Source organism: Maridesulfovibrio sp. FT414 (genome assembly GCF_050916235.1).
In the GTDB taxonomy this organism is placed as follows: Bacteria; Desulfobacterota; Desulfovibrionia; order Desulfovibrionales; family Desulfovibrionaceae; genus Maridesulfovibrio.
Window position 1 is genome coordinate 4100212 of record NZ_CP104854.1, and the last position, 17893, is coordinate 4118104.

The 17893-nt window shown below is 46.8% G+C and carries 17 protein-coding genes; 8 read left to right on the forward strand and 9 right to left on the reverse strand.

Annotated features, from left to right (window positions below; all coding sequences use genetic code 11):
• Positions 1-21: 21 nt before the first annotated feature.
• From pgsA to N7E73_RS18225, 4 genes are all read right to left on the reverse strand, one after another.
• Positions 22-567: a CDP-diacylglycerol--glycerol-3-phosphate 3-phosphatidyltransferase gene (gene pgsA, locus N7E73_RS18210; protein ID WP_432736350.1), complete on the reverse strand. Its 546-nt coding sequence runs from the start codon at positions 565-567 to the stop codon at positions 22-24.
• A gap of 178 nt (positions 568-745) precedes the next feature.
• Entirely contained in the window at positions 746-1639 is an 894-nt protein-coding gene (locus N7E73_RS18215; protein ID WP_432736351.1) for a P-loop NTPase, read from the reverse strand.
• Positions 1640-1690: 51 nt separating this feature from the next.
• Positions 1691-2650, reverse strand: a complete 960-nt coding sequence (locus N7E73_RS18220; protein WP_432736352.1) for a DUF368 domain-containing protein — start codon at positions 2648-2650, stop codon at positions 1691-1693.
• A 22-nt stretch (positions 2651-2672) separates the two neighbouring features.
• Positions 2673-3317 (reverse strand): protein-L-isoaspartate(D-aspartate) O-methyltransferase, encoded by a 645-nt coding sequence (locus N7E73_RS18225; RefSeq protein ID WP_432736353.1) that lies wholly within the window; start codon positions 3315-3317, stop codon positions 2673-2675.
• A 236-nt stretch (positions 3318-3553) separates the two neighbouring features.
• Between N7E73_RS18225 and N7E73_RS18230 the strand changes: the two genes are divergently transcribed.
• A complete protein-coding gene (locus N7E73_RS18230; RefSeq protein WP_432736354.1) occupies positions 3554-3985 on the forward strand; it encodes a CBS domain-containing protein in 432 nt (143 codons plus the stop codon).
• A 105-nt stretch (positions 3986-4090) separates the two neighbouring features.
• Here the strand turns inward: N7E73_RS18230 and hysD are convergent, their stop codons facing one another.
• From hysD to hysB, 3 genes are all read right to left on the reverse strand, one after another.
• Complete coding sequence (gene hysD / locus N7E73_RS18235; RefSeq protein ID WP_432736355.1) at positions 4091-4564, reverse strand: NiFeSe hydrogenase maturation protease; 474 nt, start codon at positions 4562-4564, stop codon at positions 4091-4093.
• Positions 4565-5079: 515 nt separating this feature from the next.
• Complete coding sequence (gene hysA / locus N7E73_RS18240) at positions 5080-6621, reverse strand: NiFeSe hydrogenase large subunit HysA (protein WP_432736356.1); 1542 nt, start codon at positions 6619-6621, stop codon at positions 5080-5082.
• Positions 6622-6645: 24 nt separating this feature from the next.
• A complete protein-coding gene (hysB, locus tag N7E73_RS18245) occupies positions 6646-7593 on the reverse strand; it encodes a NiFeSe hydrogenase small subunit (protein ID WP_432736357.1) in 948 nt (315 codons plus the stop codon).
• Positions 7594-8075: 482 nt separating this feature from the next.
• Between hysB and N7E73_RS18250 the strand changes: the two genes are divergently transcribed.
• Positions 8076-9197 (forward strand): M23 family metallopeptidase, encoded by a 1122-nt coding sequence (locus N7E73_RS18250; RefSeq protein WP_432736358.1) that lies wholly within the window; start codon positions 8076-8078, stop codon positions 9195-9197.
• A 110-nt stretch (positions 9198-9307) separates the two neighbouring features.
• Here N7E73_RS18250 and N7E73_RS18255 read toward each other — a convergent pair whose 3' ends face one another.
• Together N7E73_RS18255 and N7E73_RS18260 are read right to left on the reverse strand one after the other, a co-directional pair.
• Positions 9308-10339: a metallophosphoesterase gene (locus N7E73_RS18255; protein ID WP_432736359.1), complete on the reverse strand. Its 1032-nt coding sequence runs from the start codon at positions 10337-10339 to the stop codon at positions 9308-9310.
• Between the two features lie 243 nt (positions 10340-10582).
• Positions 10583-11152: a TetR/AcrR family transcriptional regulator gene (locus N7E73_RS18260; RefSeq protein WP_432736360.1), complete on the reverse strand. Its 570-nt coding sequence runs from the start codon at positions 11150-11152 to the stop codon at positions 10583-10585.
• Between the two features lie 830 nt (positions 11153-11982).
• Here N7E73_RS18260 and N7E73_RS18265 point away from each other — a divergent pair.
• The 6 genes from N7E73_RS18265 (at position 11983) to N7E73_RS18290 (ending at position 17886) form a co-directional block, all read left to right on the forward strand.
• The gene (locus N7E73_RS18265) at positions 11983-12405 is read left to right on the forward strand and encodes a universal stress protein (RefSeq protein WP_432736361.1); all 423 of its coding nucleotides are present in this window, start codon (positions 11983-11985) and stop codon (positions 12403-12405) included.
• Positions 12406-12536: 131 nt separating this feature from the next.
• The gene (locus N7E73_RS18270) at positions 12537-13451 is read left to right on the forward strand and encodes an exopolyphosphatase (RefSeq protein WP_432736362.1); all 915 of its coding nucleotides are present in this window, start codon (positions 12537-12539) and stop codon (positions 13449-13451) included.
• Between the two features lie 186 nt (positions 13452-13637).
• Positions 13638-14075: a LexA family protein gene (locus tag N7E73_RS18275; RefSeq protein ID WP_432736363.1), complete on the forward strand. Its 438-nt coding sequence runs from the start codon at positions 13638-13640 to the stop codon at positions 14073-14075.
• Positions 14072-15343: a Y-family DNA polymerase gene (locus tag N7E73_RS18280; RefSeq protein WP_432736364.1), complete on the forward strand. Its 1272-nt coding sequence runs from the start codon at positions 14072-14074 to the stop codon at positions 15341-15343. Before N7E73_RS18275 ends, N7E73_RS18280 begins: the two co-directional genes overlap by 4 nt.
• A 141-nt stretch (positions 15344-15484) precedes the next feature.
• A complete protein-coding gene (locus N7E73_RS18285) occupies positions 15485-16096 on the forward strand; it encodes a tetratricopeptide repeat protein (protein WP_432736366.1) in 612 nt (203 codons plus the stop codon).
• 371 nt (positions 16097-16467) lie between these two features.
• A complete protein-coding gene (locus tag N7E73_RS18290) occupies positions 16468-17886 on the forward strand; it encodes a biotin carboxylase N-terminal domain-containing protein (protein WP_432736367.1) in 1419 nt (472 codons plus the stop codon).
• Positions 17887-17893: the final 7 nt, after the last annotated feature.

The following is a 17893-nucleotide window of genomic DNA, read 5'->3' on the forward strand; positions in this document are numbered from 1 at the left end:
GATTAATTAGCAAAATAAAATTTATTCGTTAGTTAACCAGACTTTGTGCAAATTGTACATATAATTAGCACCTGAAAATACAGTTAAAAACAGTGCAATGTAAAGAATAACCGTACCGAGCTGGTGCATATCGATACCAAAGTAAGGGAAATGAAGCAGAAGCGGTCCGAGGGCGAAGCTCTGCATCACGGTTTTCAGTTTGCCGAATTTGTCCGCAGCGAGAACGAGGCCCATATCCACAGCAATAGCGCGCAGGCCTGTAACAGCAAGTTCGCGGCATACGATAACGACTGTGATCCATCCGCTTACGTATCCGAGGTAGCTGAGCATTATCAGTGTGGAACAGATGAGCAGCTTATCCGCGAGAGGGTCCAGAAATTTACCGAGATTTGTGACCTGATTGCTGCGCCGGGCTATGTATCCGTCGAAAAAGTCGGTGAGAGAGGCCAGGAAGAAGACAAATGCCGCAAGGAACATAGTCAATTTGTTCGGATAATAGAGGAGAATAACAATGAGGGGGGCAGCAAAGATGCGTCCAAGGGTAAGCGTATTGGCAAGATTGAACATTGAATATCCCGGGGTCGTAAAATTAGTTCAGTCAGGATGGATTCACCCTGATACCTGTACTTCTGAAAAACGGGGAACCGTTTACGGCGGCCCCCGTTGATGCAGCTAGATTGTCTGCTCAGGCGGACAGGATGTCAACCCGGCAATTTAAAACCGCCGATAAAATCGGCGGTATATCTTAGGTATGGGTGCTGGAAGCTATTTCAAGGCTGCTGGCAGCTGCTTCAGCAATGCGGTCGGCCACTTCCCGGAATGCTGTTTTGGCCGGGGAATCCTCTTCCAGAAGGACTACAGGCCTTCCGAGATCCCCTGCTACCACTGTTGTGGGGTCAAGAGGGATAGCACCGAGGAAAGGCAGGCCGTATTTTTCGGCCAGTTCCTTGCCTCCGCCCTTCTTGAACAGGTCGATGCGCTCGGAACAATGGGGGCAGACAAGCCCGCTCATATTCTCGACCACACCCATGATGTTAGCCTTGGCGTACTGCAGGAAATTGATGGCCTTACGCACATCGGCAAGAGAAATCTCCTGCGGGGTGGTTACCACAACCGCAAGGGATTCGGGGATGGTCTTGAGTACAGTCATAGGTTCATCGCCGGTACCCGGAGGGGAGTCTACAACGAGAAAATCAAGCTCGCCCCAGGTCACGTCGGAAATAAACTGCCTGATGGCTGAAGTTTTCATAGGGCCGCGCCACAGGACAGCCTGATCCGGGTCCTTGAGCAGGGATTCCATGGATACCACATGCAGGTTGTCGTTGACCTTCTTGGGAACAACAAGATTACCGCGTTCAACTTCCAGCTGACCGGTAATACCAAGCAGGTGGGGAACGCTGGGGCCGTGAATGTCGACATCAAGAATACCGACTTTGAAGCCCTTGTCTGCAAGTGCCGCAGCAATGTTGACCGCTACGGAACTTTTGCCGACGCCGCCTTTTCCGCTCATTACGAAAATTTTGTATTTGATCTTCTGGAGGGTTGAGGAGATCAGCTCGTTCTGCAGCGCATGTGCAGCACTTGCCTTCTTATCTCCGCCCTTGCCCCCGGAAGAGCAGGAACCGCATGATGAACTCATAACTATGCCTTTGTTGTATATTAACGAAAGGGGAATATTCCCCACTCAACTTCAGCTCTCTCTGGCTGAAGAAACCCATTCCAAGATAATCACTGCTGCAAAACCCGCAAGCATGAGCAGTACTGCCATTGCAAATTCACCGTCAATTGCAGGAGGAAGCACGTTTGCTTCGCTCAACACATGGGTTTTGCCTCTTATTACGACCGAGTCCAGAACTTCTTTCCACGGCCAGATTTTTCGCATGGCCCCGGCCATGAATCCGGTGAGAACGCTGACGGTTACAGCGTGATGCTTCTCAAGAAAATAATGAAGCACACGAGAAAACATTGAAATTCCAACAGCACAGCCGCATACAAAAGCGATAAGAATAGCGGCATTTTCAGGAACAGCCGGATTACGCAGGGCTCCGGTGATATATTCATATTTACCCAGCAGGAGCAGAATGAAAGCCCCGCTGATACCGGGCAGAATCATTGCACAGATGGAAATGCAGGCACAAAAGAATACAAACCACAACGTATCCGGGGTTGTAACGGGAATGAGTCCTACCAGAACAAAACTGAACACTGCCCCAGCAACACAGGCGGAAATGTTTTTGAAATTGTATTCCCCTACCCTTTTTCCAACCACCAGAATGGAAGCTGCTATCAGGCCGAAGAAAAGAGACCAGATCTGAACGGGATAATCTGTCAGCAGGTGGTGGATCAGATTTGCAACTGATACCATGGCGGCGAGTATGCCGAAAAGCAACGGCAACAGAAATTTAAGATGAGCCTCGGCAACGGCTCCCACCAGGTCCAGTTTGAGCAATTTTTTGAAGAAAACTCCGTTGAATGAACGGATGGCATCAATCAGACTGCCGTATATTCCGGTGATGAAGGCCATGGTTCCGCCGGATACACCTGGGATAATGTCCGCAATTCCCATACAAATGCCCTTACCGACGAGGATAAGGTAATCCTTTAATGAATCCGGACCGGGGCCGTTTTTCCAGGCCTGAAGAATATTCATCAATTTCCCCGTAGTTTCCGGGCTACCAGCCCTGCTTGCCAACCAGATCGACAAAAGCGCAGCCGCCCATGTCAGTCGTTTCTATATTACCGTCATGCTTTGTGACCAGCATAAGTCTCTGCATCCTCTTCTGTCCGCCCACGGGAATGACCATCCTTCCTCCGTCAGCCAACTGATCCACAAGATATTGCGGAATTTCCGGGCCACCGGCTGTAACGATGATGCGATCGTAGGGGGCGTGTTCCGGCCAGCCCATCGTCCCATCATCAAGTTTGAGCTGGATATTAAAATATCTCATATCGAAAAGCAGCTTACGCACTGCCAGAAAGAGCTTACGGATACGTTCTACTGTAAATACTTCCGCACCCATCTCAGCCAGCACAGCTGCCTGATATCCGGAGCCGGTGCCGATTTCAAGCACCTTGTGGCCGGGTTCAATCTGAAGAAGGTCGGACATAAAAGCTACAATGTAAGGCTGGGAAATAGTCTGCCCTTCACCTATGGGCAAAGCACTGTCCGAATAAGCGCGCGAAGCCAGAGCATCCTGCACGAAAAGGTGTCTCGGAATTTTCCTCATGGCATCAAGAACAGCCTTGTCTGAAACTCCGCGGGCCACAATCTGCTCTTCAACCATCTTCAAACGTGATCTTTTCGGATCTATACGCACTTATCCCCCGTCAACGCCGAGATTCAGTTCTTTCCGAACGGCGCTGAATTTATTTACAAGATTTATCGCAGAAAAATCCCCACGATAATTCATTGTTTGCAGTTGCAAATCAGATTTTAGCGGTCAAGTCAACCCGAATGGCCCGAAATGGGGATTAAACTTGTTTTTAGCGTCTCTGCACTTGACACAAATGCGACATAAAGAGACATTATAGATAAGAAAAAAGGAGGCCCATCATGCTGAAAGTTGATGATCTTATGACGAAAGAATTGTTCACACTAAATAAAGATGACAACCTGAAAATGGCACGCTCGCTAATGGACCTGCAGAGAATTCGTCACATACCCATAGTTAATGAAAATCGGGAATTCATCGGGCTGATCACCCATCGTGACATATTGAGAGCCACCATCTCGCAACTTGCAGATATTGATCCTGCGACTCAAGGCGAAATTGATTCCGGGATACCAATCGGCGAAATTATGCAGACCGGTATTAAGACTGTGAATAAGGACACCCTGCTGAAAGACGCGGCGTATCTTCTTTTGAACCACAAGTACGGCTGTCTGCCTGTTGTAAATGATAAAAACGGCCTTGAGGGCATCCTGACAGAAGCTGATTTCCTGAAACTGACTATCAGTCTGATGGAGGCTTTGGAAAACGGGTAGTTTTAGCTCTACAAAAATTTCGATCCTATCATTGTAAATAAAACAAAGGGCCGTTTCAAACAGGAGCGGGCCTTTGTTTTTTTGTATTATTGATCCTGAATCGCCCTACTGCGCAAATTCTTCAACAAAGCGTTTGATTTCCTGACGAGCCCTCTCGACGAATTGAGGAAAAACGGCCTTGCATGTATCTGTCATTTCCATGGACCAGTCGGTGTAGTTTTCCGGCTCCATTCCAAGAATGCGCATCTCCGGACGTTTGCCTATAGCCCCTGCCATGTTCAGGGAGTCAACAAGGTCAATGTCATGCAGGGAGAGGCGTTGCTTGTCATTCTGAATGATGTCTTTTTCTTCAAGATAATAGATAGTTCCAGGTTCCCTGGTGCCGTGGACGATGTCCAGTACCAGAAGCCCGTCATACCCTTCGAGAATGTGAAAAATATCGTGAGTGAAGGTTCCACCATCTACAAGATGGACGAATTCAGGCCAATTCTCTTTCTTCAGTTCTTCTACAGCATGAACCCCGAATCCTTCATCGCCGAGCAGGATGTTTCCAATACCTAACACCAGTAATTTCTTCATTATCAGTCCCTTACAAAGCATGTGCGTTCGGTGCCTTCGCTGGACTTGCGGGGCGTGAAATTATACACACATGCGCTTTTAATTCAAAATATTTCCGGCAACCTTGCGGGAGGCTTCAGTTGGACCAGATGAACGATGGCTATCTTGATCTCTGCCGCGCTTCTGCTCTCATGAGTCCGAATTAGTTGCTTATCAAAAGAGAGCCCTTCCACCTAAAATTTATTTTGTGCATAGCTCAAAAAAATCCAGAACCGCACAATAAGATATCACCAGTAGTAAAGCCTTGGTAAAGATTTTGGTGTTCATACACCAGCCGATAGGCAAGTGGTCTTTCCGCTCGCTTAAGGGATGGAGACAGTGGAATAAACTCTTTTCAGCCGAAGGCCTTTAAAAAAATACTCCCGGATTCCGGAAATGAATCCGTTATCCGGGAGCTTTATCTGTTTATCAGAACGTGTCAACGCTCAGGAGTCGGGCCTTGCGGCCATCTGCACAGGTTTCCAGATATATATAACCTAGCAGCCTTCTCCAACGTGAACAACGTGTTCTTCACCGGTCTCTGCGTGCAGCACGTGCACGGCACAGCCAAGTCACGGATCAAAGGATCTGATGATCCTTGATATGTCGACAGGGCTTTTCGGATCCGGAACGGGGGTACCAATCAGAGCTTCTTCAATGGTACCGCGAAGACCGTTGTCGTCACGAGGTGCGCTGTTCCAGAGAGTTGCGGGAATCATCTGGTAATTCGCAGTCTTCTGGTCTTTGATATTGATGTAGTGCAGCAGTGATCCGCGGGGAGCTTCGGTAAGACCGATGCCTTCAGCAGACTGGGGAATGGTAGCCTTGACGTAGGTTTCTTCGCCGGGCTTAACTTCCTTGAGCCAGTGATCCTGAATGGCGTTGGCAACGAGGTATGCTTCTTCTGCACGGGCAACGTGACGGCCCATAAGAGAGAATACCATGTCGGCACCCAGATCGCGGAACATCTTGGCTTCGACGCCGAAGAGATCCTTGAGCTGCTTCTGACCCATGGGGCTGAGTTCGGGATTCTTGATCCACATACGTGCTGCAGGACCGACTTCAACAGATTTGTTGTTGTAACGGGAAGCCTTACAGAAGCTGTAGGCGTTCTTTTTGTGCACGTCAGGAATGGTTTTACCCTTGCTCGGATGCAGGTTTGAACACTCATCAGTGTACCAGGAGTATTTGACGTATTCCTTGATGAGGTTGCGATCGAACTTTTCATCCTTGCCGTCGACGTAAACACCGGAAGGCAGGAGGAATTCGTTCTCTGCATCGTCCATGGGGAATACACCGAATGCCATGGCATTCTTGAAGCCGCCGCCGATTTTGAACAGATCCTTGTATACGGAACCGATCAGGTAAACGGTGGGTACGTAGGTTTCAGCTATGAACTGCTGAACCTGTTTGAAGCGGCTTGCGTATTCAGCCAGTTTTTCCTGTGTAGGAATTTCAGTGGCGCCACCGACAACCTGACCGGAAATGTGAGGCATCTTGCCACCGAACAGAGCTACCATTTCGTGGCAGATGCGGCGGATTTCGAGAGCCTTGACGTACTGGTCAACAGCTACGGCGTTGGTTTTTTCATCCAGACGCAGGTCGGGGTGTTCGAAACGGGGGACAAATGGAGCTTTGCCGGGTCCGCGTACGAAGTCCAGAGCTGCGAGATGATAGAAATGCAGAATATGAGACTGCAGGTAGTTGGCACCGAAGATTAGGTTTTTGGTGAGACGACCGTTAGTGGTCAGTTTTACACCGAAAGCATCGTCAAGTGCACGGGTAGAAGCAGTGGAGTGAGCTGTGGGGCAAACGCCGCAGAGTCTCTGAGTCAACTGGGCGGAGTCACGGGGATCGCGTCCTACCAGGATGTTCTCAAAGCCGCGATACATGCCGCCGGAGAGCCATGCGTCCACAACTTTACCGTCTTTAACAACAACCTCAGCTTTGAGGTGACCTTCGATTCGAGTTACCGGATCAATGGCAATCTTAAGTTTCCCGTCCTTGCTAGCGGCGGGTGCATGAGATTCTGAAGACATAAGGATTAGTACTCCTTTTTCCGGTTAACCGGCTTCGTAGAAGGGGGACATTTCATCCGGGAATCCCGGTTCTACACAGCCAAGGCATACTGAGTTTTCAACGCACCAGTTTACGCCGCCATTCCATTTGCGTTTAAAGCAGTCGGAGTTGGCATTGGGACCCTTACAGCCCAATTCATAACGACATTTAACCGGGTCGGTGAACATGTCAGCATAAGCATCCTGTTCGAACTGCTCCAGATAGGGACAGTTGTCGTGGATGTTTTCACCGAAGAAAGGTTTCGGCCGACCAACATCATCAAGAATGGTGACGACTTCAGCCAGACCGCCCTGCAGCCCCTTCTCTTCGATTGCATTGATTGCAACAACGAGAGTTCCCACCATCCAGTCAGGATGCGGGGGGCAGCCGGGAATGTTTACTACGGGTGTCTTCACTCCGTTTTCTGCAAGGAAATTGGTCACAGACATGGAGCCGGTGAGGTTTCCTTGAGCAGCGGGGATACCGCCGTATGCTGAACATGTTCCAACGTTCACAACAACAGCAGCGTTTTTGGCCATCTCAAGGGTGGCCTCACTCATTGCGTATTCTTTGTGATTGGCGTCAGCTCCGACGATACAGAAATGTCCGTTCTCAGCTGTGGGAACGGCTCCTTCAACGATAAGGATGTATTTACCCTTCTGATCTTTAGCCACATCCATCATATGACCCCAGGCCTCATGGCCTTCGGAACCCATGATAGTCGGGTGATAATCAAGAGTGATTACATCCAGCAAAACCTCTGCGATAGAGGGGTGCACTGAGTTCAGAATAGATACCGAGCATCCGGTGCAGCCCTGTCCCTGCAGCCAGAAAACATGTGGTATAAATTTTTTCAGTGCATGCACTACACTGGGGTTGAACATCTGGGAAATCCCAAATCCAGCCACAGTTCCTGTGCACATTTTCACGAAATCTCGCCTGGTCAAACTCATCCCTACCTCCTTGGTGGTTGCCGGCGTGTAAGGCACTGTCCTTACTTAAGAAAAAAAACCGCCACGGCGACGATATTTTTTTAATTCACATACACAGTACAGAGTTTTACGTCAACAATAAGTGATACAAAATTGAGTTACTCATAGTTTTTATCTATATAAGCCATAGACAAAAACAACTTTTACAATGTTGTATATTGAATCATGGCAATATTTGTTGTTATGCTCACCGCGATTTAGAACAATAAAGGTATCGGAATCACCCGACCTAATCACAAGGATTGACAATGACACGGAAGAAAAATCGCATCGGACAAATTATCATACTAATCATTTTGATCGCTGTTCTGGCTGTTGGAGCATACCTTTTGTACAAAGATACAACTGCTCCACAATTGACTCTGTCGCCCGAAAAAGGATTTATTACTTATGAAACGCCGATCAATATCAACATAAGTGATCCGCAGTCCGGAATTAAAGCTGTGAAAGTCGTTTTAATTCAAGGAGAGAACAAGCTTACTCTGACCGAAAAGACATTACCTAAGGAGACCTTCGATTATAACGAAGATATTCTGATTAAGAAAAAGCAGATTAAAGAAGGTGATTTTGAAATTGCAGTATGGGCTGTAGACACTTCTCTGGCCGGTTTCGGCAGTGGCAATGCAGTTATTGCTCGTGGCAAGTATACGCTTGATACCATCGCCCCCAAGATCACAGTACAGACGAGCACACACAACCTCAATCAGGGTGGTTGCGCACTTGTTGTATACAATGTCAATGAAGATCCCGTTAAAACCGGTGTTGAAGTCGGTGAAGACTTTTTTCCCGGATTCAAGCAGGTTGATGGATCATATGCAGCCCTTTTTGCAATGCCCTACTACACAGAAGTTCAAGATTTCAACCCGGTGCTGATTGCTGAAGATGCCGCAGCCAATAAACGGAAAAGCACTTTCTGGTTCCATGCCAACGGCCGCAAGTACAGGCATGACAATATCAATATTTCGGATAGATTTTTGAACAGCAAAATGCCTCAGTTTGAATCTGATTTTCCGGGCGTTCCGAGTCAGGTTGAACTGTTCCTCAAGGTCAATCGGGAGTTGCGTGTAAAAAACCGTGCTGAGCTGCACCGTATTGCCAAGGAAACCGCTCCGAACTTCCTTTTTAAAGACAGTTTTCTCAGGCTGCCAAACGCTGCAAACCGTGCCGGTTTCGGTGATAGACGCAGCTATTTCCACAATGGGAAGGAAATCGATAAACAGACACACCTTGGAATTGACCTTGCCAGCATCCGTAATGCTCCTGTTCCTGCTGCTAATGACGGACGTGTGGTTCTGGCCGCTTCGGACTTCGGTATTTACGGTAATGCAGTAATTATTGACCATGGAATGGGACTGCAAACCCTCTACTCTCATTTGAGTCAGATGGATGTCGCACCTGGGGACATGGTTGCACGCGGACAGATCATCGGAAAGACAGGCGCGACCGGAATGGCCGGGGGAGACCATCTGCACTACGGCGTAATCTGCTCTGGCATTCCGGTTAACCCGGTAGAATGGTGGGATGGAACCTGGATAAAGAATAACATCACCAGTAAATTGAAATAAACAACTCCGGGTTTCAGGAAAGTCATTTCCTAAATTAAGAAGGCCATTGCGAAGCTGATTCGCAATGGCCTTTAATGTTTATCCTCTCCTCAAAATAGAGGTTAAGCCTTTTATAGTGTTATTTTCATGAGCAGTATTTCCGGCCTACTGTTTGTTCTCATGGGCGGTCCCCAAAAACCGGCCCCACAGCTTATGTAGTAGTTGGTTTCGTTTTTCCTGTAGGTTCCGTATTTCTTCTCATATAAGCGTTCAACTACGTAGTTAAACGGAAATAGTTGACCATTATGGGTGTGTCCGGAAATCTGCAGGGCTACCCCTGCATTTTGCGCGTTGTCAAGTTCTCGTGGGGTGTGGTCGAGTAATATGACCGGAAGCTTGTTATTTTTAGGAATAATTGTTTCAAGATTTACCCTGTTCCCATTTCTGATCGGGGCAGCATAGTCATTTCGCCCTACAAGCATAAGGCTTCCATCAACCACAGCGTAGCTGTCGCTCAGCACTGTTATCCCCTGCTTTTGGAGTAAACGCTTCGACCAGTTCTCTCCAAGATAATACTCATGATTTCCTAGGACTGCGAACTTGCCAAGCGGAGCCTTAATTCTGGAAAGCTCATCCGCAGAACCTGTATATTCTGCATCAAAATCATCCAGAATATCTCCCACCATCAAAACCGCGTCCGGTTTGAGGGCGTTCACCATATTAACAATCGCCCCTACCCTGTCCGGGGTCATGAGTTTTCCAGCGTGCAAATCTGTAAATGCAACTACTCGGTACTCTGAAGCATTTTTGTTTCCATTCGTAAAATCATATTCTAACTCCTTCACGATTGGCGAGGTCGCATTTATGTATCCTCCGATAGCCATAAAGGCAGAAACAAGACAGAGCACCGCAAAAATTTTCAGTCGTGGCAGCCTGAAACCGTTTCCCAAAAGTTTTAGCCCTAATCGGATTGGCTCAAAACAGAGCCCAATGGGAACCATGCAGGCAATGATGGCGGCCCAGCTGTACCCGGCTCCCTGCATGATTATTTTCAGCAGATATGGCAGATCAGCCCGAAAGAAAATTGTCACTGGTAAAGACAGAGTCATCAGGTCGGTCGCCAGCAGTACCCCTCGTTTTATCTTTGGGTTGTCGGCAAGCATTCTGCATATCCAGAGCCGGATATACAAATAGAACACAAAATAAGTAATTGTAGCTCTTGCATAGAAAGACATAAAAACGCTCTACCTGCTTTTCAGATTTAAAATCGATCAGTTGATTCAATTAAACTAATTGACTGGCAAATCATCATCAAAAAGATGTCTTTTAACAATAAAAAAGGCCGCCTTTAGCAAAGACAGCCTTGAAAATTCAAAATTATACAACCAAAATAATATCTAAAACAACTATGCCTTCAACGCCCGTTTAATGAAATTAAGAGCTTCATCGTAGAGTTTCGGGGGGCTGTACGGAGTAAGAAGTTTTGTTCTGACCGCACCGACAAGGTTGCAAAGCACAACTGAAGAGGTCTCCGGAACCGGAACATTCGGAATGGACCCATCCCGAACTCCGCGGGCAACACAGTTTTCCAAAAGCATGGGGATCTGGGCAAACTTGTGTACCATCGCATCTCTGTCAGCACCGGTCTTCAGGTCGCTAAACGGAGAGCACCTGATCAAGACAAGGAAATCTTCGTCGGGATCGATTGAAAATTCAAGATAGCGGCGTGCGAACCTTATAACAGCATCATAGCCAGTTTCAGCCTGTACTATTTCATCCTGCAAGGCAAGACTCAACCTTTCTGCAACATCAAAGCCTGCGGCCCGAAAAAGTTTTTCCTTGTTGCCGTAATGGTGAGACAGAAGTCCAACAGCCACCCCGGCACGGTCCGCAATTTTTTTGAAGGTTGTTCCGCTGTATCCCATTTCACCGAACAATTCCTTGGCGGCTTTTAATACCGTATCCTTTTTGGTCATAACAACAACTCTTTATTTCAGCTATTTTACAGATCAACGTAAAACAATATTGTTACGGAAAACCCAATTAAAGGTCAACAGACAAAGTGATTGCACCTCAATGCTGAATAGTATTGGAAAACAAACCGTTACATTCAGCAACCGTACATTCAATCATTTCTCTTAAAAGAACAAAAGCCCCTCCGATTGGAGGGGCCTATGCTTTAAGGAATGGAAACGGAAGGTGGTTTTACTCATTTATGATCCGAGAAAATCATACGCCCGAACTGATGGTCGGCTCGTGCGCCAGAAATTTTCTGTAAAGATCATGGTTTCAGTCCTGCAATTTGAATGGAGAGATGCGGGCTTCCCCATCAAGTGCGCCAGAGTGATTCTCTCAAAGGGTTGCTGCAGTGAATTGTGGTTCAGTCTCTCTGCCGAGGTTGTTCATACTTGTCTTGTTAGACCCCTACAGTCATTCAGCCAAGGAACTGTGCGACGGCATCAGCCAACAACTACCCTTGAGGACATCTCCTCTGAACTCGTTTTCAGAGCGACGTCAACTGAAGATAGTATCTACGTTCAATCATGCTCTCTGTCAACTTATTTTGGACATTAATTTTTAAATTTCTTCTTAATTAAATTTAACCTTTAAAAACAAATAGTTAAATTTGATATTGCGACATAAAATTACGCTGCAAGTGAAGTTGTTTTTCAGAAAAAAGCTTATTGAATGAACGTTCAGTCAATCAAGTTAATGTTCATTCAGCCCAATGCCATCTATTTTTAACCGGACTTGTTGCGACTGGGCTTAGCTTGGAGTAATGTGACCAAAACAAGGAGACTAAAAGATGATATTTTCAAAAATACTGATTCCCGTTGATGACTCAAGACACTCCGACAGTGCTGTAAACTATGGATCATCTCTTGCCGAATTGTCAGAAGCAAAGGTCGTTCTGCTTCACTGCCATCGTCCTGTTCCTACTGGATTGGGAGAACCAAATTTTCAGAAGGCTATTGATGACGCCACCCGTGCTTCCTATGCAATAATTGAAAAGCACAGCGCTGTACTTAAAGCTAAAAACATTGAATTTGATGAAAAAATCATTGGAGGGTCAATTGCCAAAGTCATTAAATCTGTTGCAGAAACAGAAGGCTGTGACCTCATTGTAATGGGCTCAAAAGGAAAATCCGACCTTGAAGGCCTGGTCGTAGGCAGCGTAACTCACAAGGTTCTGCACATCGCCTCCTGCCCGGTTCTGGTGATCAAGTAGCTGAATCAGGGAAATAAATTGCATTCTTCAAATTATTTCAAAACGGATTGTAATTATACTCTTTTTCATTTAAACAACAGGTACTGTTATTCGGGAAAGCTTGTTTTATTTCCAAAGAAACGGAGATGTTCATGCGGCTTTTGACAAGATCTGATTTTGACGGCCTTGCCTGTGCTGTCCTCCTCAAGGACATCGGGATTATGGATAACTGGATGTTTGTGCACCCCAAGGATGTGCAGGACGGCAAATATCCCGGTGATCCCAATGACATTGTAGCCAACGTCCCCTATATTGATGGATGTGGTTACTGGTTTGATCACCATTCCAGCGAAGATGAACGGCTTGGCATGGACATAAACTTCGAGGGCATGTCCAAAAATGCCAAAAGCGCTGCAAGAGTTATCTGGGAATATTTCGGCGGACATGAAAAATTCGGCGATAAGTTTGATGAGATGCTCTATTATGTCGATAAAGTAGATAGCGGCGATTTGACTGTTGAAGAAATTGAAAGCCCTACCGACTGGATTCTGCTGGGATTTATCATGGACCCCCGGACCGGACTTGGTCGTTACCGCTATTTCAATGTAAGTAACTATCAGTTGATGGAGAATCTCATCGACTATTGCCGTGCCCTGCCCATTGATGAAATTCTTGACCTGCCTGACGTGAAGGAACGCGTTAAGCTTTATTTCGACAGGGACAAAGAATTCCGTAATATGCTTGAAGAGCGTGTAGAACTCTTCGGGAATGTGGCCATTCTTGACCTCCGTGAGCAGGAGGAAATTCATCCCGGAAACCGTTTCACGCTCTACTCCATGTATCCGCAGTGCAACATCAGCATTCAAATTGTCTGGGGCAAACTGAAACAAAATACCGTTTTCTCCGTTGGACACAGTATCACCAACCGCACCAGTAAAGTCGATGTGGGTAGCGTAATGCTCAAATTTGGTGGGGGCGGTCACAGACAGGTTGGCACCTGTCAGGTCCCGCACGCAGATGCGGATGCAGTGCTTGGGCAAATGGTCGCCATGTTTATGGATAAATAAGTCAGCCCTGCAACTTTTTAAGAGCCTGTTTTTCAGGCTCTTTTTTTACGAGCATTGTTTATTTAAGATTGACTTTAGTCACAATATGTCAATAATGATTAAACAAAGATGATGCCAATTCCACAGAGTGCGGAGGCACTATTTTGCGGAACTAGGAAATAAGTACGTTAATAAAAAAGGACTCTTATGAATACAAATTCGATTGAAATAATCAGCCCCAAAATTCTCAACAGAACAAAACTGCCACTCATGCTTTCGCAGGTGGCTGCTGGTTTTCCTTCCCCGGCGGATGACTATATTGATAGGAAACTGGATCTCAACGAGCACCTTGTAAGGCATCCGGCTGCGACTTTTTTTGTACGGACCTGTGGAGATTCCATGAGGGACGCAAACATTGCGTCCGGGGATATTCTCATTGTCGACAGATCTCTTGATGCCGCACAGAATTCAATAATTATTGCTGTCGTTAACGGTGAGCTGACAGTAAAGCGCTTAAAACAGTGCAATGGATGTCTGTATCTCGTCCCGGAAAACCCTGACTATCCAGTAATGGAAATTACGGAGGAAACATCCTTTGAGGTATGGGGTGTTGTTACCTATATTATACACAAGGCCGGGGTATGAGAATTTTTGCTCTTGTGGATTGCAATAATTTTTATGTTTCCTGCGAAAGACTTTTTCGACCGGAATTACGAAACCGTCCCGTGGTTGTCCTTTCCAATAATGACGGCTGTGTCATATCCCGCTCCCAGGAAGCCAAGGAACTGGGGGTACCCATGGGGGCTCCTGCTTTTAAATACAAGACTTTTTTTCTGAACAACAACGTAGAAATTTTTTCGTCAAACTATTCGCTCTACGGAGATATCTCCCAACGCGTTTCAGATACCCTCCGAGGAATTTCTCCTGAAATGGAGATATATTCAATCGACGAATCCTTTCTTGAATTTCCCCCGCAATTTTTGACTGCGCTTCCTGAAATAGGTCCGCATATCAGATCTCTCGTGCTTAAATGGACCGGAATTCCCGTCTCCATAGGGTTTGGTCCTACAAAGACTCTCGCCAAGGCAGCAAACAGGCTTGCAAAAAAAAATCCCAAGACAAACGGAGTCTTCAGCCTTTGCGCCCGGCGTGATTTGGACCGATTTCTTGACCGAATTCCGGTTACTGATGTCTGGGGAATCGGGCGCAGACACGGTAAGCGTCTCCTCGCACGGGGGGTGGATACGGCACGAGCCTTCAAAGATCTGCCGGATCTGTGGATAAAGAAAAACATGGCTATAACCGGTCTTCATACTGCCCTCGAACTGCGTGGAACTCCGTGCTTTTCTCTTGAAGGCAGCCCTCCGGCAAAACAAACTATCACGTCTTCCCGATCTTTCGGACGTCCGGCTTCAACCCTGCAGGACATGGAGGAATCCACTGCTGCTTATACCGTCAGGGCAGCAGAAAAGCTTCGCAGCCAGCAAAGTCTTGCCGGAGGCATTGTTGTCTACATTACCACCAACCGCCACAACAATATGCCTCAATACTCAAATTCAGCTATGCGCATGTTCCCAATGGCTACGGACTACACACCGGAGTTGATTTCTGCGGCTTTGAACTGTATTCGGTCCATCTATAAAGATGGATTCAGGTACAAGAAAACGTCCGTGACCCTTATTGAAATCTGCAGGAAGAAAAACCGTCAATGCAGCCTGTTTGAATTTGATGACCAGACCTTACGGGAAAGGAACGATTCGCTGATGCAACTGTTGGATACAGCCAACTCCAGATTCGGCAGGAGAACTTTAAATTACGGGGCCGAAGGGATTTCCCAGCCCTGGCAGATGAACCGCAAATTCAAGTCACCTTCTTACACAACATGCTGGGATGAACTCCCTGAAATTAAATGATTATTTTCCAACTTGTGTGTTTTAAACACAACAGGAAGCCTGCTTTTTCTTGCCCAATCGTAAAGTTTAAGGCATGAAACGGGTTGAAAGGAAACTTAAACCTCCCGCTTAAAGGGAGCACAGGAACACCTCTTTAATATTATGAAGAACCGTTCAGTTGTGGGGATCAGAAAAAGAGCCGCCATGCTTGGGCTGCCTCTTATCATTGCGGCCCTGCTTACCGGCTGCGGCACCAAGCACGAGGCTTCCGGCCTCCATCAGACCGGAACAGTTGCTTTCATGCTTAACTGCGATGAAACTGCCTCGGTGTATTTTGAAAAAGCCATTGCCTCCGACCCGGAATACGGTCCCAGCTACATAATGCTCGGCGACTGTTATCTGCGTGAAGGAGAATACCAGAAAGCAGTTAACGTTATTCAGCAGGGGTTGAACCTCAAGCTTGAAGAGGGACATAAGCGCCTTGCCCATAGAAAGCTTGCGAGAGCTTACAAACAGCTTGGAGAAAATGACAAGGCCCTGGAACAGATAACTATTTATACTAGAATGTCTGTGTATCAGGATAAACTGACTCCGCAGAAGATTTCGGAAACGGAAACTTTTGTGGCGGAGCTTAATGTTCCAGATGGAAACGAAACCGTATCTGTAAACCAGATTGTGGAAGAAACCATGAAAGCCCGGGAAAGTTCCAAGGTCCCGGACCAGGAAGGAAAAGAGACCGATATAGTGGAAATGCTGACTTTCGGCCTCATTTAACGACCTTAAATGGCAGCGAAAATCCCGCATTTCAGATGAAATGCGGGATTCTTTTTTGAAGCGTTTATACTCACCACAAAAAAACTCCGCTGTTTGACGAAATGTCTGTCATGTTCTATCAGGACAGGCTGAATTCCGAGGAAAGTCATGTACGGTTTAAGGTAACCTTTCAACTAAACAGCCTGAACCTGAATTATTCGCAGTCCGGTTACATGACGTAACATGGAGTGTAAGGAATTATACCTACGGAGATGTTAATTATTTTAACTTGACAGGTTCGTTATTTGGCTTAAAACGGTTGCGTATTTTTGTAAATCCGGTTTCACAACCAATATATATCGAACAAACCTGAAAGACTCAGGAGAGTCGCTTTGAATCCAAAGACAGATAAAGTACTTATTGCCAACAGAGGCGAGATTGCTGTGCGCATCATGCAGGCCTGTAAGGATCTCGGCCTTGATTTTGTTTGCGTATACACGGCTGAAGACAAAGATTCCGGTCACGTCGCCATGGCTAGAGCGCTTGGCGGAGAGGAATCTGTTTATAAAATAAGATCTTACATCGATGCCGGAGATATTTTCTCCGTTGCAGACGAAACCATGTGTACAGCGGTTCACCCGGGATACGGATTTTTTTCCGAAAACTTCCGTTTTGCACGTCGTGTAACCGAAAGGGATCGTCCCATGACCTTCATCGGGCCTTCCTGGTGGGTTATTCAGGACCTCGGAGACAAGATCAACACCAAGCGACTGGCCCGTAAACTGGACGTCCCCACTATCCCCGGCTCCGATCGTGCCATTTACGACGAGCTCGAAGCAGAAGAAATTGCAGCCAATCTATTTGAATTCCAGGAAAAACAGGGCGTAAAGAACCCAGTTGTTCTGGTCAAGGCATCTGCTGGCGGCGGTGGTATGGGAATTGATGAAGTTTATTCCATCGAAGAGTTTCGTCAGGTTTACCGCAGAATCAGAAACTATTCATTGAGAACCTTCAATGACGAAGGCGTGCTCATTGAACAGCGGATATTCAACTTCAACCACCTTGAAGTTCAGATCGTATCCGAACGGTCCGGTAAGAAACACGTCCATTTCGGTACCCGAAACTGCTCCGTACAGAGTCCTGGCAGGCAGAAACGCATCGAGGTGGCTCCCGGATTCTTCCCACAGAGCATTGCCTACTCTTTTGATGCCCAGAAAGTTATGGACGACATTGTGGAGCACTCACTGAACATGGCCCGCGAAATCAATTATGATAACGTGGGAACCTGGGAGTGGATAGTAACCCCCAAGGGAGCGCCGTTCCTGATGGAAGTAAACACCCGTATTCAGGTTGAAAACGGTGTTTCCGCTGCAATCTCACGCATTAAGGGCAACAAGGATGTGAACCTGATCAAGGAACAGATCAGGCTCGCTCTCGGTGATGACCTCGGCTACACTCAGGATGACATCACCTTTGAAGGTGTTGGAATCGAATACAGAATCATAGCTGAAGACACCGATGAAAAATTCGCCCCCTGGGCAGGCAAAATCGAGAATCTGGGCTGGAAGGATCACGACTGGCTTAAGATGCACACTCACATTCCTACCGACAAGGCTTACCAGATTCCGACCGAATTCGACCCCAACCTGGCACTTGCCATCATCTGGGGCAAAGACCTTGACGAATGCAAGAAACGCGGACTTGAATTCCTAAAAGAGTTCGTTCTTGAAGGTAAGGACAGAAAGGAAGTTTCCCTTAAGTCCAACCTTAAGTTTCTGGCCCAAAAAACTACAAACTTACTGGAATTCTAATAATACA

Coding starts and splice junctions, on each gene's coding strand:
- N7E73_RS18260 (WP_432736360.1), bottom strand. CDS start 11,152: ATGACCAAAAAGGATACGGTATTAAAAGCCGCCAAGGAATTGTTCGGT.
- hysB (WP_432736357.1), bottom strand. CDS start 7,593: ATGAGTTTGACCAGGCGAGATTTCGTGAAAATGTGCACAGGAACTGTG.
- N7E73_RS18280 (WP_432736364.1), top strand. CDS start 14,072: ATGAGAATTTTTGCTCTTGTGGATTGCAATAATTTTTATGTTTCCTGC.
- N7E73_RS18275 (WP_432736363.1), top strand. CDS start 13,638: ATGAATACAAATTCGATTGAAATAATCAGCCCCAAAATTCTCAACAGA.
- hysD (WP_432736355.1), bottom strand. CDS start 4,564: ATGAAGAAATTACTGGTGTTAGGTATTGGAAACATCCTGCTCGGCGAT.
- N7E73_RS18265 (WP_432736361.1), top strand. CDS start 11,983: ATGATATTTTCAAAAATACTGATTCCCGTTGATGACTCAAGACACTCC.
- N7E73_RS18215 (WP_432736351.1), bottom strand. CDS start 1,639: ATGAGTTCATCATGCGGTTCCTGCTCTTCCGGGGGCAAGGGCGGAGAT.
- N7E73_RS18220 (WP_432736352.1), bottom strand. CDS start 2,650: ATGAATATTCTTCAGGCCTGGAAAAACGGCCCCGGTCCGGATTCATTA.
- N7E73_RS18230 (WP_432736354.1), top strand. CDS start 3,554: ATGCTGAAAGTTGATGATCTTATGACGAAAGAATTGTTCACACTAAAT.
- N7E73_RS18285 (WP_432736366.1), top strand. CDS start 15,485: ATGAAGAACCGTTCAGTTGTGGGGATCAGAAAAAGAGCCGCCATGCTT.
- N7E73_RS18255 (WP_432736359.1), bottom strand. CDS start 10,339: ATGCTTGCCGACAACCCAAAGATAAAACGAGGGGTACTGCTGGCGACC.
- N7E73_RS18270 (WP_432736362.1), top strand. CDS start 12,537: ATGCGGCTTTTGACAAGATCTGATTTTGACGGCCTTGCCTGTGCTGTC.
- pgsA (WP_432736350.1), bottom strand. CDS start 567: ATGTTCAATCTTGCCAATACGCTTACCCTTGGACGCATCTTTGCTGCC.